The 18565-nt window shown below is 61.5% G+C and carries 21 protein-coding genes; 15 read left to right on the plus strand and 6 right to left on the minus strand.

Features of this window, described 5'->3' with window-relative positions:
- Window positions 1-24 precede the first annotated feature (24 nt).
- The 4 genes from ACWPWQ_RS00580 to ACWPWQ_RS00595 form a co-directional block, all read right to left on the minus strand.
- Entirely contained in the window at window positions 25-354 is a 330-nt protein-coding gene (locus tag ACWPWQ_RS00580; RefSeq protein WP_319913148.1) for a hypothetical protein, read from the minus strand.
- A gap of 113 nt (window positions 355-467) precedes the next feature.
- Complete coding sequence (locus ACWPWQ_RS00585; protein ID WP_106886050.1) at window positions 468-1019, minus strand: peptidylprolyl isomerase; 552 nt, start codon at window positions 1017-1019, stop codon at window positions 468-470.
- Window positions 1020-1034: 15 nt separating this feature from the next.
- Window positions 1035-1607 carry a YajG family lipoprotein gene (locus ACWPWQ_RS00590; protein WP_139436616.1) on the minus strand — a complete coding sequence of 191 codons (573 nt, stop codon included), beginning with the start codon at window positions 1605-1607 and terminating at the stop codon, window positions 1035-1037.
- A 29-nt stretch (window positions 1608-1636) separates the two neighbouring features.
- Window positions 1637-2770 (minus strand): methyltransferase, encoded by a 1134-nt coding sequence (locus ACWPWQ_RS00595; RefSeq protein ID WP_454008764.1) that lies wholly within the window; start codon window positions 2768-2770, stop codon window positions 1637-1639.
- Window positions 2771-2989: 219 nt separating this feature from the next.
- Between ACWPWQ_RS00595 and ACWPWQ_RS00600 the strand changes: the two genes are divergently transcribed.
- The 9 genes from ACWPWQ_RS00600 (at window position 2990) to nqrM (ending at window position 10923) form a co-directional block, all read left to right on the plus strand.
- Entirely contained in the window at window positions 2990-3298 is a 309-nt protein-coding gene (locus ACWPWQ_RS00600) for a BolA family protein (protein ID WP_041204526.1), read from the plus strand.
- A 438-nt stretch (window positions 3299-3736) separates the two neighbouring features.
- Entirely contained in the window at window positions 3737-5080 is a 1344-nt protein-coding gene (locus tag ACWPWQ_RS00605) for a Na(+)-translocating NADH-quinone reductase subunit A (protein WP_139436612.1), read from the plus strand.
- Window positions 5081-5083: 3 nt separating this feature from the next.
- Entirely contained in the window at window positions 5084-6313 is a 1230-nt protein-coding gene (locus tag ACWPWQ_RS00610; RefSeq protein WP_454008765.1) for an NADH:ubiquinone reductase (Na(+)-transporting) subunit B, read from the plus strand.
- Window positions 6303-7091, plus strand: coding sequence for a Na(+)-translocating NADH-quinone reductase subunit C (locus ACWPWQ_RS00615; RefSeq protein WP_202046957.1), 789 nt, complete (start codon window positions 6303-6305; stop codon window positions 7089-7091). The genes ACWPWQ_RS00610 and ACWPWQ_RS00615 overlap by 11 nt, the downstream gene beginning before the upstream one ends.
- Window positions 7084-7716, plus strand: a complete 633-nt coding sequence (locus tag ACWPWQ_RS00620; protein WP_005303545.1) for an NADH:ubiquinone reductase (Na(+)-transporting) subunit D — start codon at window positions 7084-7086, stop codon at window positions 7714-7716. Before ACWPWQ_RS00615 ends, ACWPWQ_RS00620 begins: the two co-directional genes overlap by 8 nt.
- Before the next feature lie 3 nt (window positions 7717-7719).
- Complete coding sequence (nqrE, locus tag ACWPWQ_RS00625) at window positions 7720-8316, plus strand: NADH:ubiquinone reductase (Na(+)-transporting) subunit E (protein WP_005330713.1); 597 nt, start codon at window positions 7720-7722, stop codon at window positions 8314-8316.
- Window positions 8317-8333: 17 nt separating this feature from the next.
- Window positions 8334-9557: an NADH:ubiquinone reductase (Na(+)-transporting) subunit F gene (gene nqrF, locus ACWPWQ_RS00630; protein WP_025327948.1), complete on the plus strand. Its 1224-nt coding sequence runs from the start codon at window positions 8334-8336 to the stop codon at window positions 9555-9557.
- 3 nt (window positions 9558-9560) lie between these two features.
- Window positions 9561-10604: an FAD:protein FMN transferase gene (locus ACWPWQ_RS00635; protein ID WP_454008766.1), complete on the plus strand. Its 1044-nt coding sequence runs from the start codon at window positions 9561-9563 to the stop codon at window positions 10602-10604.
- Window positions 10605-10698: 94 nt separating this feature from the next.
- Window positions 10699-10923, plus strand: a complete 225-nt coding sequence (nqrM, locus tag ACWPWQ_RS00640; RefSeq protein ID WP_005330718.1) for a (Na+)-NQR maturation NqrM — start codon at window positions 10699-10701, stop codon at window positions 10921-10923.
- 73 nt (window positions 10924-10996) lie between these two features.
- Here nqrM and ACWPWQ_RS00645 read toward each other — a convergent pair whose 3' ends face one another.
- Complete coding sequence (locus ACWPWQ_RS00645; protein ID WP_139436605.1) at window positions 10997-11209, minus strand: hypothetical protein; 213 nt, start codon at window positions 11207-11209, stop codon at window positions 10997-10999.
- 200 nt (window positions 11210-11409) lie between these two features.
- Here ACWPWQ_RS00645 and dinB point away from each other — a divergent pair, with 200 nt between their 5' ends.
- The 6 genes from dinB (at window position 11410) to rlmM (ending at window position 18018) form a co-directional block, all read left to right on the plus strand.
- Window positions 11410-12462 carry a DNA polymerase IV gene (gene dinB / locus ACWPWQ_RS00650; protein WP_247627079.1) on the plus strand — a complete coding sequence of 351 codons (1053 nt, stop codon included), beginning with the start codon at window positions 11410-11412 and terminating at the stop codon, window positions 12460-12462.
- 66 nt (window positions 12463-12528) lie between these two features.
- Window positions 12529-14664 (plus strand): methyl-accepting chemotaxis protein, encoded by a 2136-nt coding sequence (locus ACWPWQ_RS00655; protein ID WP_454008767.1) that lies wholly within the window; start codon window positions 12529-12531, stop codon window positions 14662-14664.
- Window positions 14665-14946: 282 nt separating this feature from the next.
- Window positions 14947-15867 carry a transcriptional regulator GcvA gene (locus tag ACWPWQ_RS00660; protein ID WP_042649544.1) on the plus strand — a complete coding sequence of 307 codons (921 nt, stop codon included), beginning with the start codon at window positions 14947-14949 and terminating at the stop codon, window positions 15865-15867.
- Between the two features lie 4 nt (window positions 15868-15871).
- Window positions 15872-16510, plus strand: coding sequence for an alpha/beta family hydrolase (locus ACWPWQ_RS00665; RefSeq protein ID WP_226169965.1), 639 nt, complete (start codon window positions 15872-15874; stop codon window positions 16508-16510).
- Between the two features lie 34 nt (window positions 16511-16544).
- Window positions 16545-16931: a DUF423 domain-containing protein gene (locus ACWPWQ_RS00670; protein ID WP_454008768.1), complete on the plus strand. Its 387-nt coding sequence runs from the start codon at window positions 16545-16547 to the stop codon at window positions 16929-16931.
- On the plus strand, window positions 16924-18018 hold the full coding sequence (gene rlmM, locus ACWPWQ_RS00675) for a 23S rRNA (cytidine(2498)-2'-O)-methyltransferase RlmM (RefSeq protein ID WP_025327941.1): 1095 nt from the start codon (window positions 16924-16926) through the stop codon (window positions 18016-18018). Before ACWPWQ_RS00670 ends, rlmM begins: the two co-directional genes overlap by 8 nt.
- Window positions 18019-18100: 82 nt before the next feature.
- Here rlmM and ACWPWQ_RS00680 read toward each other — a convergent pair whose 3' ends face one another.
- Window positions 18101-18544, minus strand: a complete 444-nt coding sequence (locus tag ACWPWQ_RS00680; RefSeq protein WP_202046953.1) for a hypothetical protein — start codon at window positions 18542-18544, stop codon at window positions 18101-18103.
- Between the last annotated feature and the right edge of the window lie 21 nt (window positions 18545-18565).

The raw sequence follows: 18565 nt of genomic DNA on the forward strand, positions 1-18565 counted from the left end.
AAGCTGAACGGGGCGGCCCGGGATTCAGGGTCTTGAGCCGATGCAGTGGCGCGGACAGGGCCCCTCGGCCACGAGGAAGGTGGCGCAGGCCATCAGTTGCTGACGCAGCCAGGTGTCGGTGACGAGCTGATGCTCGTCCCACAGGTGCAGGCTGTGGAGCAGGTGCCAGAACACCCCCTCCTGCTCGGTGGCGGGTTCTTTGTCAATCGGGATGGCGGGCAGTGCCTGCCAGCGGGAGAGGAGTTGCCAGCTCAGATCCTCGAGCTGCCGATAGGGCATTTCCCGTGCCAGGAAGTGACGAACCGCCTGAGCCAGCTCAATGGCGTGTTGGGCAATGTAGTCGTGACAAGTCACCGGAACCTCCTCTCTCTGCCTGGCCATGTCCCGCACACAGGACAAGGCCAGAGTATAGAAAAGGGGCGCCGGTGACCCGGGCCAGGTGGTGACGGAATGTGATCCGCCCCCCGTTATTTGTCCGCCAGCAGCACCACTTTTTTCAGGATGATGGGGCTGGTCGGCACGTCATTGGCACGCAGTATGGAGCTGTAGCCGGTCTGGACCTGAGCCAGCTTGTCCAGCACCTCCATGCCCTGCACTACCTGGCCGAACACCGTATAACCGGCGCCGGCATTGGCGTTGAGGTTGTCGTTGTCCACCAGGTTGAAGTAGAACTGACGGGTGGCGCTGTCGACCGCCTGGGTGCGGGCCATGGCGATGCTGCCACGCTTGTTGGGCAGGCCGCCCCTGGACTCGTTGACCACGGGGTCGAAGGTCGGCAGCGGCTGGAACTGCTGATTGTAGCCCCCGCCCTGCACCACGAAGTTCTGGATCACCCGGTGGAACAGGCTGCCGTCATAGCTGCCATCCGCCACGTAGCGCAGGAAGTTCTTCACCGTCTGCGGCGCCTGCTTGGGGGCCAGCTCCACCACTATGTTGCCGTGGTTGGTCTCCATCTGGACTTTTTGTCCGGCGAACGCCAGGGGGGCGATCAGGGTGGCCAGTAACCAGAGTTTCTTCATTTATATGCTCCTTGCTCAGCTCGGCTGGCCTTTGAGATAACCGCGCAACGCCTCGTCGGCCATGATCTGTTGCAGCACGCTGCCCAGCTGCTGGTTCAGGGTGGACTCCAGATCGGCCATGGTCGGCTCACCCGGCTCTTCCTTGCTGGAAGACATGTTGAACTGCTTGGTCAGCCTGTTGCCCTGGAAGTCAGCTATCACCTGCAGGCTGACCTTGGACTTGGTGACGTAGGTGAAAGTCTTCTCTTCCACGGTGACGGCTGCGGTGGAGATGGCCAGGGTCAGGTTGGTGGTGCCGCTGTTGCCCACTTCGAGGCCCTGGCTGCGCAACCCTTCCGCCAGTTTTTCCGCCAGCAGGTTGTTGAGGGGCTGGCTGCTGTTGACCAGCACGGGAGCCTTCTCTTTCTTCTTGATGGAGAAGACATAGGCGGCCTCGCGCTTGTCGACTCCTTCCATGGTGATGCGGTTGCCAGAGTAGTACTGCTGGTTGGAGGGGATGACTTGCGGATTGAGCAGCGCCGTCTCCGGCCAGTGGGTGGCACAACCACCCAGTATCAGGGCGGCCAGCAGCAAGAGTGACTTTTTCATCATGGTTTTCCTTTGGCGTTTGATGGCTTTCAGCGTTTGATGGCTTTCAAAATAACGAATTTGCTGTTCGACGCAACGACTTGTGCGTTGGCAAACAAGCGCTTGAGTTTGTTGTGATAGTCCAGATGACGGTTGCCTACTATCCAGAGTTCACCCCCCTGAGGCAACACCCGGTGTGCGTCGGTGAACATCTGCCAGGCGATGTGATCGGTGATCGCCTGCAGCTGATGGAAGGGGGGATTGCAGAGGATCCTGTCCGCCGCTCCGACCGCCACGCCGTCGAGACAGTTGTTGACCATGAAGTGGGCCCGCGGCAGGGCAGCTGGCAGGTTGTGCTCGACGTTGAGGCGCGCCGAGGCGACCGCCATGTGGGATTCGTCGATGAAGGTCACCTCCACCTCGCTGTCTTTTGCCAGCAGCGAGAGACCCAGCACCCCGTTGCCGCAGCCAAGGTCTATCACCTTGCGCGCGCTGTGGATCGGCAAATTGTCCAGCATGAAGCGGGCGCCTATATCCAAGCTGGTGCGCGAAAACACGTTGGCATGGTTGTGGATGAGCATGTCGGTGCCCTCCAGCGGCCAGACGGTCGGGAAGGGGTTGGTCAGGGCAGGGCGCTCGGCCTGCGGCTTGCAGTGAATGAGGCGCGCCTTCTTCCAGGCGAGCGAGGTGCGGGTCTCCCCCAGATACTTCTCGAACAGCTTGAGGGTGGAGCTGTGGATGTCCTTGGCCTTGCCGGCGGCCAGGATGCGGGTGGCCGGGGTGACCACCTCGCGCAGGGCCAGCAGTTGCTGCTCCAGCAGCGCCTGATACTTGGAGACCTTGATCACCACCAGCGCAGGGGCATCGGGCAGCGGGGCCAGGGCGTCCTGCAGGGTGATCTGTGCGGGATCCAGCCCGTTCTCCGCCAGATTGGCCAGGGTGGCCCGCTCGCTGATATGGGAGTCGCTCACGCAGACCGGGCCATGGCCGTGCAGATAGGCGGCCAGGGCGCCGAAGCCGTCGTTCATGATGATGACGGGGCCATCCTGCTCGAGCGGCTCCTCGGCCAGGGTGTTGATCAGGTACTCGTCCGCCGCATCCCAGGCCTGCAGGGGATCCTGGCTCTGCCGTGGGTAGCGATACAGGGTCAGACGACAATGGGCAGTGTCGAGCAGGGTTTGCATAAGAATGAGTCCAACGTGTTGCTGATAGATGACGCCCGCCCGCACCGTGTTGCCCGGCAGGCAGGGAAAGTGGCGCTATTCTAGCGGCGACGGAGAATTTCACCAGCCCGCAGCGAGGAGGCGCCCGGCCTCCTTCTATTTACAGCGGGCCTGATGCATCCGGCAGGCAACCCTGGCTACAATGGCCGGATATCCAACGAGGGAGTCTTGCCCGTGAGCATGCAACAACAGATAGAGGCCAAACTGGCCGCCGCCTTGTCCCCCAGTCATCTGGAAGTGATCAACGAGAGCTACATGCACAGGGTGGAGCCGGGATCCGAGAGCCACTTCAAGGTCATAGTGGTGAGCCAGGCCTTCGAGGGGCAACGCCTGCTGGGGCGCCATCGTCAGGTCAACGGCGTGCTGGCAGAGGAGCTGGCAGGGGCTATCCATGCGCTGGCACTGCATACCTATACCGAGGCGGAGTGGCAGGCCCGGGAGCAGGCCCCCAAGACCCCGGGCTGTGTCAGCAAGTCCCCCTTTGCCTGAGCCTTTGACCTTTTCATTACCCGATTGTCGACCAATTAACAAAACCATCACGACAGGGCCGGGGCGTCAGCCGCCGGCCCCGAGTGCGTTGGATCAGGGTAATGATTACTTTTTCTAATCAACCTCTGGGACGAGTGAAATTACCTCAATGTGGGTAGTAAAACAAAAAATCCTTTAAAACCACGGGTTGCAGGGATGGAAGGGAAATATTCATTGGAGGTTAATTTTGTGATAGGACGGGGATTTTCCCCATTTGGCGTGGCGACTGACTTGTCTAAGGTGGTAAACTCAGGCGCTTTTGAATGATCCTGTATGTTGCTGATTTGTTTGTTTCTTCGACAGTTTTCCGTGATGTTGACGGGCTCATTCAACAACTCGTCGTGATGTATTTCTCGGCGCTAACCAACCTGTCTTCCCTTAACGGTAGTGCAAGTGAGTATGATTACAATTAAAAGAGGACTGGACATCCCCGTGCTGGGTGCTCCGGAGCAAGTAATCTACGATGGCCCGGCCATCACCCGTGTTGCTACACTCGGCGAAGAGTTCGTGGGGATGCGTCCTACTATGTTCGTCAAAGTAGGTGATCGCGTCATTAAAGGTCAGGAGCTCTTCGAAGATAAGAAGAATCCCGGCGTTAAATTCACGGCCCCTGCCACCGGTGTGGTTTCTGAGATCAACCGTGGTGCCAAGCGTGTTCTGCAATCCGTTGTCATCGACATCGATGGTTCTGACGAACAGGTGACCTTTGAACACTTTGCGTCTGCCGAGCTGGCACAGCTCGAGCGTAGCAAGGTGCAGGAGATCCTGGTCGCATCAGGCCAATGGACCGCATTGCGTACCCGTCCATTCAGCAAGGTGCCGGCAGTGGGCTCTGCCCCGCGTGCCATCTTCGTCACCGCCATGGACACCAACCCGCTGGCCGCCAACGCCGAGATCATCATCAAGGAACAGGCCCAGGCCTTCCTCGACGGTCTGGCCGTGCTGAGCCGCCTGACTGATGGCACTGTCCACGTCTGCAAGGGCGAAGCCAGCCTGCCGCACGCCTCCCTGGCCCAGGTCAAGGAAGCCGTGTTCGTCGGCCCGCACCCTGCCGGCCTGCCCGGTACCCACATCCACTTCCTGGACCCGGTCGGTGCCAAGAAAGTGCAGTGGCACATCAACTATCAGGATGTGATCGCCTACGGCAAGCTGTTCACCACAGGTCAGATCTTCACCGACAAGGTGATCGCCCTGGCCGGCCCGAACGTGATCAAGCCGCGCCTGCTGCGCACTCGTCTGGGCGCCTGCATCAGCCAGCTGACCAACAACGAGCTGCGTGCGGACGAGAATCGCATCATCTCCGGTTCCCTGCTGAGCGGTGCCAAGGCCGAAGGGGTTCATGACTACCTGGGTCGCTACCACAATCAGGTGAGCGTACTGGGCGAAGGTCGTGAGAAAGAGTTCCTGGGCTGGGTTAATCCCAGTGCCGACAAGTTCTCCATCACCCGTACCACCCTCTCTCATCTGATGAAGGGCAAACTCATCAACTTCACTACCACCACCAACGGTAGTGATCGCTCCATGGTGCCTATCGGCAACTATGAGCGCGTGATGCCGCTCGACATCCTGCCGACCCTGCTGCTGCGGGATCTGATCTCCGGCGACACCGACAGCGCGCAGGCGCTCGGCTGCCTGGAGCTGGATGAGGAAGATCTGGCGCTCTGTACCTTCGTCTGCCCCGGCAAGACAGAGTACGGCCCAGTCTTGCGTGAGTGCCTGACCAAGATAGAACTGGAAGGTTAAGCGATGAGTTTCAAGCAACTTCTTGAAAATATGGAACATCACTTCGAGCCGGGTGGCAAGTACGCCAAGTACTATGCCCTGTTCGAGGCGGCGTACACCCTGTTTTATACCCCGGGTTCCGTGACCCGCAATGCCGCCCACGTCCGTGATGCGATCGATCTGAAGCGCATGATGATCATGGTGTGGCTGGCCGTGTTCCCGGCCATGTTCTGGGGCATGTACAACGTCGGCAACCAGTCCATCGCCGCCATCGCCCATCTGGGCAGTGCGGCCGGTGCCGATACCTGGCAATACACCATAGCGACCCTGCTGGGTGCCTCGCTGGATCCGGCCGTGGCCGGCATCGGCAGCAAGATGCTGATCGGTGCGGCGCACTTCTTCCCGATCTACATCACCGTCTTCATCGTCGGCGGTTTCTGGGAAGTGCTGTTCGCCATGGTGCGCAAGCACGAGATCAACGAAGGCTTCTTCGTGACCTCCATCCTGTTCGCCCTGATAGTGCCGCCCGAGCTGCCCCTGTGGCAAGCCGCGCTCGGCATCACCTTCGGCGTGGTGCTGGCCAAGGAAGTGTTCGGCGGTACCGGCAAGAACTTCCTGAACCCGGCCCTGGCGGGTCGTGCGTTCCTGTTCTTCGCCTATCCGGGCCAGATCTCCGGCGATGCAGTCTGGGTGGCCGTTGACGGCTATTCAGGCGCGACTGCCCTGAGCCAGTGGGCCCAGGGAGGCCAGATGGCGCTGATCAACGGTGCCACCGGCGAAGCCATCAGCTGGATGGATGCCTTCCTCGGCAACCTGCCGGGCTCCATCGGTGAAGTCTCCACCCTGATGATCCTCATCGGTGCGGCCATGATCGTCTACATGCGGATCGCCTCCTGGCGCATCATCGCCGGCGTCATGATCGGCATGGTGGCGACCTCCCTGCTGTTCAACGTCATCGGTTCCGATACCAACCCCATGTTCAGCATGCCGTGGCACTGGCATCTGGTGCTGGGTGGCTTCGCGTTCGGCATGGCCTTCATGGCGACCGATCCTGTCTCCGCCGCCTTTACCAACAAGGGCAAGTGGTGGTACGGCGCCCTCATCGGCGTCATGGTCGTGCTGATCCGTGTCGTGAACCCCGCGTTCCCGGAAGGCATGATGCTGGCCATTCTGTTTGCCAACCTGTTTGCCCCCTTGTTTGACCATTTCGTGGCGCAGGCGAACATCAAGCGGAGGATCGCACGTGGCGTTTAATAAAGACTCTACTACCGGCACTCTCGCCGTAGTCACCGGTCTGTGTCTGGTCTGCTCCATCGTGGTCTCCGTGGCCGCCGTGGGTCTGCGTCCGGCCCAGCTGGAAAACAAGGCGCTGGACAAGCAAAGCAACATCCTGTCCGTTGCCGGTGTCGATGTCAGCTCGGTGGCCAAGCGTGACCTGGCCCAGCTGTACGGCGACAAGATTGAAGCGCGTCTGGTGGATCTGGCCACCGGTGAGTTCGTTGACGGCGATGCCGACAACTTCGACACCAAGCTGGCAGCCAAGGATCCGGCCAAGAGTGTTCGTCTGGCACCTGCCGACGACAAGGCCGGCCTGCGTCAGATCTCCAAGCTGATCCCGGTGTTCTTCGCGAAAGATGCGCAAGGCAAGGTCGACAACATCATACTGCCGATCTACGGCCAGGGTCTGTGGTCCACCATGTATGCCTTCGTGGCGGTCGCGGCCGATGGCCAGACCATCAAGGGCATCACCTACTATGACCACGGTGAGACCCCGGGTCTGGGCGGCGAGATCGAGAACCCGGCCTGGCGCGAACTGTTCGTCGGCAAGAAGCTGTTCGATCAGGACGGTCAGCCTGCGCTGCGGGTGATCAAGGGCCATGCTCCGGCTGGTTCCGAGCATGAAATCGACGGCCTGTCTGGCGCAACCCTGACCGGTAATGGCGTACAGCACACCTTCGACTTCTGGATGGGCCCCAAGGGCTTCGGTCCCTTCCTGGCCAAGGTACGTGCAGGAGAAATCAACAATGGCTGACAAGAGCGAAATGAAAAAATTGCTGTTGACGCCTGTGCTCGGCAACAACCCCATCGCACTGCAGGTGCTGGGTGTCTGTTCCGCGCTGGCCGTTACCAGCCAGATGAAGACGGCGTTCGTGATGACGCTGGCCGTTACCGCGGTCACCGCCTTCTCCAACCTGTTCATCTCCCTGATCCGCAACCAGATCCCGAACAGCGTGCGGATCATCGCCCAGATGGCGGTGATTGCCTCGCTGGTTATCGTGGTTGACCAGGTGCTCAAGGCCTATGCCTATGACATCTCCAAGCAACTGTCGGTGTTCGTCGGCCTCATCATCACTAACTGTATCGTGATGGGTCGTGCCGAAGCCTATGCCATGAAGAGCGCCCCGCTGCCCTCCTTCCTGGACGGCATCGGCAACGGTCTGGGCTATGGCGCCGTGCTGTTGACCGTGGCCACAGTGCGCGAGATCCTGGGGTCAGGCACCTGGTTCGGCATCGAACTGCTGCCGCTGGTGAACAATGGTGGCTGGTATGTGCCGAACGGCCTGCTGCTGCTGCCGCCGAGTGCATTCTTCATCATTGGTCTGATCATCTGGGGCGTACGCACCAAGGATCCCAAGCAGGTGGAGGCAAAGGATTAAGGTATGGAACACTATCTGAGTCTGTTGATTCGTTCGATCTTCATCGAAAACCTGGCGCTCTCCTTCTTCCTGGGGATGTGTACCTTCCTGGCGGTGTCCAAGAAGGTCAAGACCGCCATGGGCCTGGGCATTGCCGTTATCGTGGTTCAGACCGTTGCCGTTCCGGCCAACAACCTGATCTACAACTACGTGCTCAAAGACGGTGCCCTGGTCTCCGGCCTGGATCTCAGCTTCCTGAGCTTCATCACCTTCATCGGGGTGATTGCGGCCCTGGTGCAGATCCTGGAGATGGCGCTGGACAAGTATTTCCCGGCGCTCTACAACGCCCTCGGCATCTTCCTGCCGCTCATCACGGTGAACTGCGCCATCTTCGGTGGCGTCTCCTTCATGGTGCAGCGTGACTACAACTTCGTGGAGTCCGTGGTCTATGGCGTGGGGTCGGGTGCAGGCTGGATGCTGGCCATAGTCGCGATGGCGGGGATCCGCGAGAAGATGAAGTATTCCGATGTTCCGGAAGGCCTGCGTGGCCTCGGCATCACCTTCATCACCGCGGGTCTGATGGCGCTGGGCTTCATGTCCTTCTCTGGTATTTCCCTGTAATCGGAAAGGAAATATAGATGGAAATTATTCTGGGTGTGGTCATGTTCACCGTGATCCTGCTGGCCTTGGTGGCAGTCATTCTGTTCGCCAAGTCCAAGCTGGTGACCGCCGGTGACGTGACAATCAGCATCAACGGCGACCCGGCCAAGGCTGTGACCAGCCCGGCGGGTGGCAAGCTGCTTGGCGTGCTCGCCGGCAGTGGTATCTTCGTCTCCTCCGCCTGTGGCGGCGGCGGCTCCTGTGGTCAGTGCAAGGTGCGGGTGAAAGCCGGCGGCGGCGACATACTGCCGACCGAGCTGGATCACATCAGCAAGGGCGAAGCCCGTCATGGCGAGCGTCTGGCCTGTCAGGTCACCGTGCGTTCCGACATGGACATCGAGCTGCCGGAAGAGATCTTCGGCGTGAAGAAGTGGGACTGTACCGTCATCTCCAATGACAACAAGGCCACCTTCATCAAGGAGCTCAAGCTGCAGATCCCCGATGGCGAGAGCGTCCCGTTCCGCGCCGGTGGTTATATCCAGATCGAAGCCCCTGCCCACCACGTGCAGTACAAGAACTTCGACATTCCCGAGGAGTATCGCGGGGACTGGGATCGCTTCAAGATCTTCGAGCTGGAGTCCAAGGTCAACGAGCCTATTATCCGTGCCTACTCCATGGCCAACTATCCGGAAGAGTTCGGCATCATCATGCTGAACGTGCGGATCGCGACCCCGCCGCCGAGCAACTGGACTGCGCCTCCCGGCCAGATGTCCTCCTACATCTTCAGCCTGAAGGCTGGGGACAAGGTGACCATCTCGGGTCCGTTCGGCGAGTTCTTCGCCAAGGACACCGACGCCGAAATGGTGTTCATCGGTGGTGGTGCCGGCATGGCACCGATGCGTTCCCACATCTTCGACCAGCTGCGTCGCCTGAAGTCCAAGCGCAAGATGAGCTTCTGGTACGGTGCCCGTTCCAAGCGCGAGATGTTCTATGTCGAGGACTTCGACATGCTGGCCGCCGAGAACGACAACTTCCAGTGGCACGTCGCCCTGTCGGATCCGCAACCGGAAGACAACTGGGATGGCTACACCGGCTTCATCCACAACGTCTTGTTCGAGAACTACCTCAAGAACCACGAGGCGCCGGAAGATTGCGAGTTCTACATGTGTGGACCTCCCGTGATGAACGCTGCCGTCATCAACATGCTGAAAAACCTCGGCGTTGAAGACGAAAACATCCTCCTGGATGACTTTGGTGGTTAATCCATGCACAGTGTTGTAAAGACCTGGCTAGCCTTCGGGCTAGCCTTTTTCTTGACTGGGTGCGGTCAGAAAGCGGTCCAATCCAAGCCGGAGATCCACATCACCGGCAGCACCATGGGCACCTACTACTCCATCAAGGTGGCGGATGCCGCCGTCACGGATGCCGCCAAGCTGCAGGCCGAGGTCGATGTCCTGCTGGAGCGGGTCAACGATCAGATGTCCACCTACCGCCCGGATTCCGAGCTGTCGCGCTTCAACCAGCACAAGGACAATACCCCTGTGGTGGTCTCCCGTGACACTGCCCGGGTGGTGACCGAGGCCATTCACATTGGCCGCGAGAGCCGCGGGGCGCTGGACGTCACCGTGGGCCCCCTGGTCAATCTGTGGGGCTTTGGGCCGGATGCCAAACCGACCAAGGTGCCATCCGACGAGCTGATCGCCCAGACCCGGCAGAAGACGGGCCTCGGCAATCTGCATGTGGTAACCTCGGTCGACGCCGACACCCTGCAAAAGGACATCCCGGATCTCTACGTGGATCTCTCCGCCATCGCCAAGGGCTTCGGGGTGGACAAGGTGGCCGAGTACCTGGAATCCCTGGGGGCGCGCAACTACCTGGTGGAGATCGGCGGCGAGCTGCGGATCAATGGCGTCAACGGCAAGGGTCACCCCTGGCGCGTCGCCATCGAGAAGCCGACCGCCAATGCCGGCTCGGTGCAGGAGGTGATAGTGCCAGGGGATAACGGCGTCGCCACCTCGGGGGACTATCGCAACTACTACGAGCTGGATGGCAAGCGCTTCTCCCACACCATGGATCCGCTGACGGGCAAGCCCATCACCCATCGCATGGTGTCGGTCACCGTGATCCACCCCTCCTGCATGACGGCAGACGGGCTGGCCACGGCGCTGACGGTCATGGGAACGCAGAAGAGCCTGGCCTATGCCAAGGAGCGGGGTCTGGCCATCTTCGTCATCACCAAGACGGACGAGGGCTTCGAGGAGGCTTACTCGGATGCCTTCAAGCCCTACCTGGCCAAGCAGCCCGGTTAACCGTGAAGGCGCCGCCATCACTTGGCGGCGCCTGGGAATCTTGTCGCCGGATGCCGTCGAGCCGTATCTGGTTAAACAGTAAAGGGGTAATACCATGCAGATCTTTCTGATCACCTTCGGGGTGTTTCTGGTGGTGGTGGTGGCCATGGCCATCGGCTACATCTTCCAGAAGAAGACCATCTCCGGCTCCTGTGGCGGCCTTGGCACCATAGGGATCGAGAAGGAGTGTGACTGCCCGGAGCCCTGCGACAACCGCAAGAAGAAGATGGCCAAGGAAGAGGCCCGTCGCAAGATGCTGGTGGACAACCGCATCCTCTGAGGGCGAGCACCCGCGTGCGGGTGCATCGAATGCACGCGAGCCGACCCTGGGTCGGCTCGCGTCTTCATGGCGCTCAGTAGTCGTACTGGCTGCAGGCCTTGTTGTGAAACTCCGCCTTTCGTTTTGCCAGCTCCTCCCTTGTGCCCAGCTCGTCCCCCTGCTTGATGGCCTTCTCCAGTATCTCTATGCGCTCAAACAGCCAGCTGCACTCGGCGGTCGGATGGTCCTTGGTCATGCCTGTCAGCGGCAACAGCAGCAGGCAGAGTCCCGGCCAGATTGCTCTCATCTATCTCCTCCTTGAGTCTGATGTGGATGGTGCCTTGAGAGTCTATCCGTCCCTCTCCTCCCGTGCGCTGGCAGAAATGACAGGGCTGGGGTAGCATGGGGTCTTGACTGGTTATCCATACAGTGGTGTCGCCGCCTCGTCACGACAGCGGCGGTGCACCCAACCATGCGGCAGGCGCCGACGGCTCAACAGACTCTGGCATGCGCAAGATCATTCACATCGACATGGACTGCTTCTTCGCCGCGGTGGAGATGCGGGACAACCCGGCCCTGCGGGAGGTGCCGCTGGCCATCGGCGGCTCGGCCGAGAGGCGCGGCGTCATCTCCACCTGCAACTATGTGGCGCGCCGCTTCGGGGTGCGCTCCGCCATGCCGAGCGCCCTGGCCAGGAAGCTCTGCCCGCCGCTGGTGCTGATCCCCGGGCGGATGGCCGTCTACAAGGAGACCTCCCGCCAGTTGCAGGCCATCTTCCTGCGCTACACGGAGCAGGTGGAGCCGCTCTCCCTCGATGAAGCCTACCTGGATGTCACCGACAGCCCCCACTGCGGCGGCAGCGCCACCCTGATGGCGGCCGAGATCCGCGCCGCCATCGTCCTCGAACTGGGGTTGACCGCCTCGGCCGGGGTGGCGCCGAACAAGTTTCTGGCCAAGCTCGCCTCCGAGCAGCGCAAGCCGGACGGCCTGTTCGTCATCCGCCCCCAGGAGGTGGACGAGTTCGTGCGCCAGCTGCCCCTCGGCAAGCTGCCCGGCATAGGCCGCAAGACGGCGGAGCGGCTGGAGTCCCTCGGGCTCTACTCCTGCGAGGATGCCCGCCAGCTCGGCAACGAGGAGCTGGTGAGCCGTTTCGGCAAGCTCGGAGAGATGCTGGCCGGTCGCATCTGGGGACATGACGATCAGCCGGTACAGGCCCGGCGGATACGCAAGAGCATAGGGGTGGAGACGACCCTCGCCAGCGACGTGCTGGATGAAGCCGCCTGCCGGGAGGTGCTCGGCCGGCTCATTCCCGAGCTGGAGCTGCGCTTTGCCAGGGCTTGCCCTGCGGAGGCGCTGATGGGGCAGGGGATCAAGCTGAAGTTTGCCGATTTCCACCAGACCACCGTCTATCGCAAGGGGAGCTACCAGGCGAGCCGTTTCCACGATCTGCTGCACGAGGGGCTGCAACGGTCTCAAGGAAAACCCATTCGTCTGCTCGGTCTGGTGGTCGGTCTGCCTGGGGCGGGGGAGATCAACCAATTGAGCCTGGATCTCAGCTGATTTAGTTAAGTTTTTGTGTCCAAAACCGATACAGTGTTCACATCTGTAGACGTTAGGAAATGTGGCATGAGTTCTCTTTCTGTTCAGGGACGGATCACCCTGATCGCCGGTTGCTGTCTGTTGGCCAGTGCCGCCGCACTGGTCGCCTCTTCCCTCTTCAACGCGGCCCGCATGCAGGAGCAGGTGCTCACCTCCACCACCCTGGAGGGGCAGCACGCGGCAGAAAACTGGATGAAGGCCATGGGGTCCACCCAGGCGGCCAGAGTGACCAGCTACCTCGACGAGGCCTATTTCAGGGCCACCCTGCTGGCGGAGGGCATACTGTTCCAGCGCAAGAACGCAGCGGACAACTTCGTTCACTCCGAGGCGCTGCGCAATGCCGTGAACCAGCAGTTGCAGGACGCGGCGGAGTCGTCGGCCAATCTGCTCGGGGTCTATGCGGTATTCGAACCCAACCAGCTCGACGGTGAAGACGACAACTATCAGGGCTCGACCGCGCTCGGGGCCAACGACAAGGGGCGCTTCTCCAGCTACTGGGCCAGAGTCGATGGCAAGGTGACCCTGGAGGTGATGGACGAGGCGCTGCTGGCCGACGACAAGCCCTCCGGGCACGGCGGCCTAGAGAATGACTGGTACAGCTGCAGCATTCGCAGCAAGGCCCTCTGTCTGCTCGATCCCTATGTGGACGAGGTAGGTACCCGGCAGGTGCTGATGACCTCGGTGACGGCACCCCTGCTGGAAGAGGGCAATCTGCTCGGCATGGTGGGGGTCGACATCTCGCTGGCCACCTTGCAGAGCCTGGTGGAGGAGATGGACAAGACGCTCTATGACGGGCAGGGCAAGGTGCTGCTGCTCAGTCACGAGGGGCGGGTGGCCGGGGTCGAAGGGTTCAAGGTCGCCCTTGGGGATACCCTGGATCAGCAGGGGCTGTCGGCGGATCTCAACGGCTGGCTCGCCAAGGGGGAGGTAGTCACGCGCTGGAGCCCGGACGGCGCCTTGCTGCAGACCTTCGTGCCGGTCAGCATGCGCGGGACGGATCGCAAGTGGGGCATCTACATCGAACTGCCCCGCGCCGTGGTGCTCGCCTCCGCCCTGCAACTGCAGGATGAGCTGGAGGGCCAGTCCCAGCGCAGCGTCGCCACCCAGCTGCTGATCGGCGGGGCCATCTCAGCCCTTGCCCTGCTCTGCATCTGGCTGATGGCCCAGCGCATCGTCGCCCCCATCCGCACCGTGGTGGCCCGCCTCAAGGACATCGCCAGCGGCGAGGGGGATCTGACCCAGCGCATCGACCTGCGTCGCGATGACGAGATAGGCGAGCTGGCGAAGTGGTTCAACAACTTCCTGGACAAGCTGCAGTCCACCATCAGCCAGGTGATCGATACCGTGGCCGGCACCCGGGCCAGCGCGGCGCTGGCGGCGCACGGGGCCGAGCGCACCAGTGCCGGCATGCAGTCCCAGTATCAGGAGGTGGATCTGGTGGCCACGGCGTTCGAGGAGCTGAGCGCCACCGCCCTGCAGGTCGCGGGCAATGCCAGCTCGGCGGTGAGCGCGGCCAACCAGGCGGACATGGCGGCCCAGGAGGGCAAGTCCGTGGTCGCCGATACCCAGCAGGCCATGTCCAGGCTGATGGCGGTGATCAGCGATGCCAAGCCCGTGGTGGAGCGGCTGGCCGCCAACAGCGACAACATCAACGACATCCTCATCGTCATCCAGGGAATAGCCGAACAGACCAACCTGCTGGCGCTCAATGCCGCCATCGAGGCGGCGCGGGCCGGTGAACAGGGCCGCGGCTTCGCCGTGGTGGCCGACGAGGTCCGCAACTTGGCGGGTCGTACCCAGAATGCCATCGTCGAGATCCAGACGCTGATCACCGAGCTGCAGTCGGGCACGGAGGCTGTGGTGAAGGCGATCATGACGGGCCACAGCCAGGCGGATGTGACCCTCGGCAAGGTGGAGCTGTCGGTCAGCGTGCTGGAGCAGATCATCCATGCGGTGGCCACCATCCATCAGATGAACGAGCAGATTGCCAGGGCGGCCCAGGAGCAGAGCGGGGTGGCGGACGAGATCAACCGCAACGTCAGCAACATCCGCGACGTGAGCCACACCATCAGGGCCGAGGCGGCCACCTCGGCCGACAACGGGCGCGAGTTGTCGCAACTGGCGGACAAGCAGCAGCAACTGGTGGGGCAGTTCAGGGTATAGAGATAAGAAAAAAGGCGCCATCCAACCGGAGGCGCCAAACACATTCAGATGACAGACTGGGTTAAATCGCATCGATTTAGCCCTTCTTCCCGCAGAGGAAGAAACACAACACCACAATCGCTGTCGGCCCACTCACAAAAACCACATGTAAACCAACATGGAAGAGAAGGTGTGAGCCATATGGCAACGAATTGCGTGGCGAATTATGTTTATTCACTGGTCGACCCGCAACCGACAATTTATAATGCGCCCCATTAGAAAAACTCATCGTCGGCTGGTGTCATGTCTCGTCGTTTACCCCCGCTCAATGCCCTCAAAGCATTCGAAGCAGCGGCTCGCCACTTAAGCTTTACCCGCGCAGCAGAAGAGTTGTTTGTGACTCAGGCCGCCATCAGTCACCAGATCAAGGCGCTGGAGGAGTACCTCGGCATCAAGCTGTTCCGTCGCAAGAACCGCTCCCTGCTGCTGACCGAGGAGGGACAGAGCTACTTCCTCGACATCAAGGACATCTTCGCCTCCATCTCAGAGGCCACCGACAAGCTGCTGGCCCGCAGCGCCAAGGGGGCGCTCACCGTCTCCCTGCAGCCGAGTTTCGCCATCCAGTGGCTGGTGCCCAGGCTGGTGAAGTTCAGCGAGCGCCACCCCGACATCGATGTGCGCATCAAGGCGGTGGACATGGACGAGGGCTCCCTGACCGACGACGTGGACGTGGCCATCTACTACGGCCGTGGCAACTGGCCCGGGCTGCGCTCTGACAAGCTGCACACCGAGTACCTGATCCCGGTCTGCTCCCCCCTGCTGCTGACCGGCCCCAAGCCCCTGCGCACCCCGGAGGACCTGACCAGGCACACCCTGCTGCACGACACCTCCCGACGCGACTGGAAGGCCTGGTTCCGCCAGCTCGACATCGATGCCCCGAACGTCAACCAGGGACCCATCTTCAGCCACTCCACCATGGTGATCCAGGCGGCGATCCACGGTCAGGGGGTGGCGCTCGGTCACAGCGTGCTGGCCCAGCCCGAGATCGAGGCGGGCCGCCTCATCTGCCCGTTCGAGCAGGTGCTGGTGAGCAAGAATGCCTTCTACCTGGTGTGCCAGGAGCAGCAGTCCGATCAGGGCAAGATAGTGGCCTTCCGCGACTGGATGCTGGAGCTGGTGGAGCAGGAGGAGGCCCGTCGCCGGGCCCGTCTCGCCGATGCCTGAGGGGATGGATGTGACAAGAGAGGGGGCGAGCGACGCCCCCGTTCGCATTCTGCTGGCCCACGGCGCGGGCGCCGGCATGGATCATGCCTTTCTCGCCGAGCTGTCGCGACTGCTGGCGGGGCCGGATATCGAGGTGGTGCGCTTCAACTTTCCCTACATGAGCAAGCGGGCCCTGGACGGCAAGCGCAGGCCGCCGGACCGGCAGCCCGTGCTGCTCGCCCACTGGCGCGAAATGGTGCGTGCGTTTGCCCACCCCAGGTTGTTTCTGGCGGGCAAGTCCATGGGGGGGCGGATGGCGGCCGAGCTCTATCACGAAGGGGGCGACGAGATGAATGCTGCAGGATTGCTCATTCTCGGGTATCCTTTCCACCCCCCGGCCAGCCCCGACCGCTGGCGGGGTGAGGTGCTCAAGCAGATCACGACGCCGACCCTGCTGCTGCAGGGGGAGCGCGACACCTTTGGCTCTCGCGCCGAGCTGGCCGATTTCCCCTTCTCCCCCGCCGTATCGGTCCACTGGCTGACCGATGGGGATCATGGCTTCAAGCCGAGGAAGGCCAGCGGCGTGAGCGAGCAGGAGAACCTGCGCGAGGCTGCGGAGCGGATCAAGGAGTTTATCGCGGCGACCCCGTCCCGGTGCGTCTGAAGGGATGGCCGCGCGCAGAGAACGAGGAGAGAGGATGCAAGTCCATCGACATTGGCTGGTGCTGGCGGGTTGCTTCGGCCTGACGGCCACCATACTGGGAGCCTATGGGGCTCACGGGCTGGCGGCGACCGGCATAGCCCCTTCACTGCTGGCGGCGTTCAACACCGCGGTGCAGTATCAGTTTTTTCACGCCCTGGCCCTGCTGGTGCTGGGGTGGTGCGGCGTGCGCAGCAAGGTGATTACCTTTGCGGGCACGGCCTTTGTGCTGGGGATCCTGGGATTCTCCGGCAGTATTTACGCCATGGTGCTGCTTGGCAGCAAGGGGCTGGGGCTCATCACCCCGGCCGGTGGCCTCTGTTTTATGTTGGGATGGGCGGCTCTGATATGGGCCGGCTGTCGTCTTGGAGGAAAAAATGAATAATCTGCTGCTTTATTGCCGCCCGGGTTTTGAGAAAGAGGCGGCGGCAGAGATCACCGAACGAGCCAGCAACATGCAGTGCTACGGCTTCGCCCGGGTCAAGGACGACAGCGGTTACGTGATTTTCGAGTTGTATGACGAGGAGCAGGCGGATCTGCTGGCGCGCAAGCTGCCGTTCCGTGAGCTCATCTTCATCCGCCAGATGCTGGTGGTGACCCACGAGCTGAAGGATCTGGACCTCTCCGATCGGGTTTCCCCCATCATAGAGGCGACCCGTGACTATGCCATCTGTGGCGATCTGCGGGTGGAAACGGCCGACACCAACGAGGCGAAGGAGCTCTCTGCCTTCTGCCGCAAGTTTACTGTGCCACTGCGCCAGGCGCTGCGTGGCAACGAGATCCTGACCAAGAAGGAGACGCCGCACCGTCCGGTGTTCCACGCCTTCTTCATGGCCAATGATCACCTGTTGCTGGGGTACTCCTACTCCTTCAACAACTCCGAATTCCACATGGGCATTCCGCGCCTGCGCTGCCCGCCGGACGCCCCGAGCCGCTCCAGCCTCAAGCTGGAAGAGGCCTTCTATGTGTTCGTGCCGCGGGAAGAGTGGGAGCTGCGCCTCACCTCCGGCATGAAGGCCGTCGATCTGGGTGCCTGCCCGGGCGGCTGGACCTATCAGCTGGTGCGCCGTGGCATGATGGTGACCGCGGTGGACAACGGTTCCATGGCCCAGTCCCTGATGGATACCGGCCAGGTCAAGCACATTCGCGACGACGGCTTCGTCTGGCGGCCAGGCAAGAAGAACACCTACTGGCTGGTGTGTGACATGGTGGACAAGCCGGCGCGGGTGGTTCACATGATCGCCGACTGGTTCCGCGAGAACGACTGCCAGGAGGCCATGTTCAACCTCAAGCTGCCGATGAAGAAGCGCTATGCCGAGGCGGTGCACAACATAGAGGTGCTGCGGGAGATGCTCAAGGAGATCGACAATGCGTTCGTGATCCAGGCCAAGCAGCTCTACCACGATCGGGAAGAGATCACCGTGCACGTCTACAACAAGTTCTGGGTCTCCAAGCTCGAACCCAAGTCCTGAGCAGGGCACCCGCGTCACCTGGAATGACGCCAAATAAAAACCGGACGGCTGACCCCGTCCGGTTTTTTGTTTTCTGGTGCCATCAGAAGCGGTAGTCGAAACGCATCATGGACTCGTCATCGGTGATCTTGAGCTCGATCTGAAGCGGAATGGTCTTGTCGGTGGGGTTGAACTGCATCTTGACGCCGTCCCCCCGGAGCTTGACCGAGGTATTGAGGCCACCGGCGTTGAACTTGATCCTGGGTTTGTGCTTTTCGAAGGAGAGGCTCACGCTCTTCTCGGCCGTCAGATTGAGTTTCTGGTAGGGCGTGACCCGCTGGGTGCCGTTGCTGTCGGTCATGATGTCCACCCCGAGGGAGAGCGGCTTGGGGCTCTTGAGCAGGTCGTTGGTGTCTATGGTGGACTGCCAGGTCTGCTTGGCCGGCGGCTCGTGCTGAGGGGGCGGTGTCAACCAGGCGTTGTCGATGGGCCTGTCTAATGCCATGGTACTGCTGCTGAAGATCAGCAAGATGAAAGTAGCACGCATGATGGATCTCCTTATCCTTCA

This window comes from Aeromonas sp. Marseille-Q7275, assembly GCF_965119515.1.

Coding starts and splice junctions, on each gene's coding strand:
- ACWPWQ_RS00585 (WP_106886050.1), bottom strand. CDS start 1,019: ATGAAGAAACTCTGGTTACTGGCCACCCTGATCGCCCCCCTGGCGTTC.
- ACWPWQ_RS00590 (WP_139436616.1), bottom strand. CDS start 1,607: ATGAAAAAGTCACTCTTGCTGCTGGCCGCCCTGATACTGGGTGGTTGT.
- ACWPWQ_RS00595 (WP_454008764.1), bottom strand. CDS start 2,770: ATGCAAACCCTGCTCGACACTGCCCATTGTCGTCTGACCCTGTATCGC.
- ACWPWQ_RS00600 (WP_041204526.1), top strand. CDS start 2,990: ATGCAACAACAGATAGAGGCCAAACTGGCCGCCGCCTTGTCCCCCAGT.
- ACWPWQ_RS00605 (WP_139436612.1), top strand. CDS start 3,737: ATGATTACAATTAAAAGAGGACTGGACATCCCCGTGCTGGGTGCTCCG.
- ACWPWQ_RS00610 (WP_454008765.1), top strand. CDS start 5,084: ATGAGTTTCAAGCAACTTCTTGAAAATATGGAACATCACTTCGAGCCG.
- ACWPWQ_RS00620 (WP_005303545.1), top strand. CDS start 7,084: ATGGCTGACAAGAGCGAAATGAAAAAATTGCTGTTGACGCCTGTGCTC.
- nqrE (WP_005330713.1), top strand. CDS start 7,720: ATGGAACACTATCTGAGTCTGTTGATTCGTTCGATCTTCATCGAAAAC.
- nqrF (WP_025327948.1), top strand. CDS start 8,334: ATGGAAATTATTCTGGGTGTGGTCATGTTCACCGTGATCCTGCTGGCC.
- ACWPWQ_RS00635 (WP_454008766.1), top strand. CDS start 9,561: ATGCACAGTGTTGTAAAGACCTGGCTAGCCTTCGGGCTAGCCTTTTTC.
- nqrM (WP_005330718.1), top strand. CDS start 10,699: ATGCAGATCTTTCTGATCACCTTCGGGGTGTTTCTGGTGGTGGTGGTG.
- ACWPWQ_RS00645 (WP_139436605.1), bottom strand. CDS start 11,209: ATGAGAGCAATCTGGCCGGGACTCTGCCTGCTGCTGTTGCCGCTGACA.
- dinB (WP_247627079.1), top strand. CDS start 11,410: ATGCGCAAGATCATTCACATCGACATGGACTGCTTCTTCGCCGCGGTG.
- ACWPWQ_RS00655 (WP_454008767.1), top strand. CDS start 12,529: ATGAGTTCTCTTTCTGTTCAGGGACGGATCACCCTGATCGCCGGTTGC.
- ACWPWQ_RS00660 (WP_042649544.1), top strand. CDS start 14,947: ATGTCTCGTCGTTTACCCCCGCTCAATGCCCTCAAAGCATTCGAAGCA.
- ACWPWQ_RS00665 (WP_226169965.1), top strand. CDS start 15,872: ATGGATGTGACAAGAGAGGGGGCGAGCGACGCCCCCGTTCGCATTCTG.
- ACWPWQ_RS00670 (WP_454008768.1), top strand. CDS start 16,545: ATGCAAGTCCATCGACATTGGCTGGTGCTGGCGGGTTGCTTCGGCCTG.
- rlmM (WP_025327941.1), top strand. CDS start 16,924: ATGAATAATCTGCTGCTTTATTGCCGCCCGGGTTTTGAGAAAGAGGCG.
- ACWPWQ_RS00680 (WP_202046953.1), bottom strand. CDS start 18,544: ATGCGTGCTACTTTCATCTTGCTGATCTTCAGCAGCAGTACCATGGCA.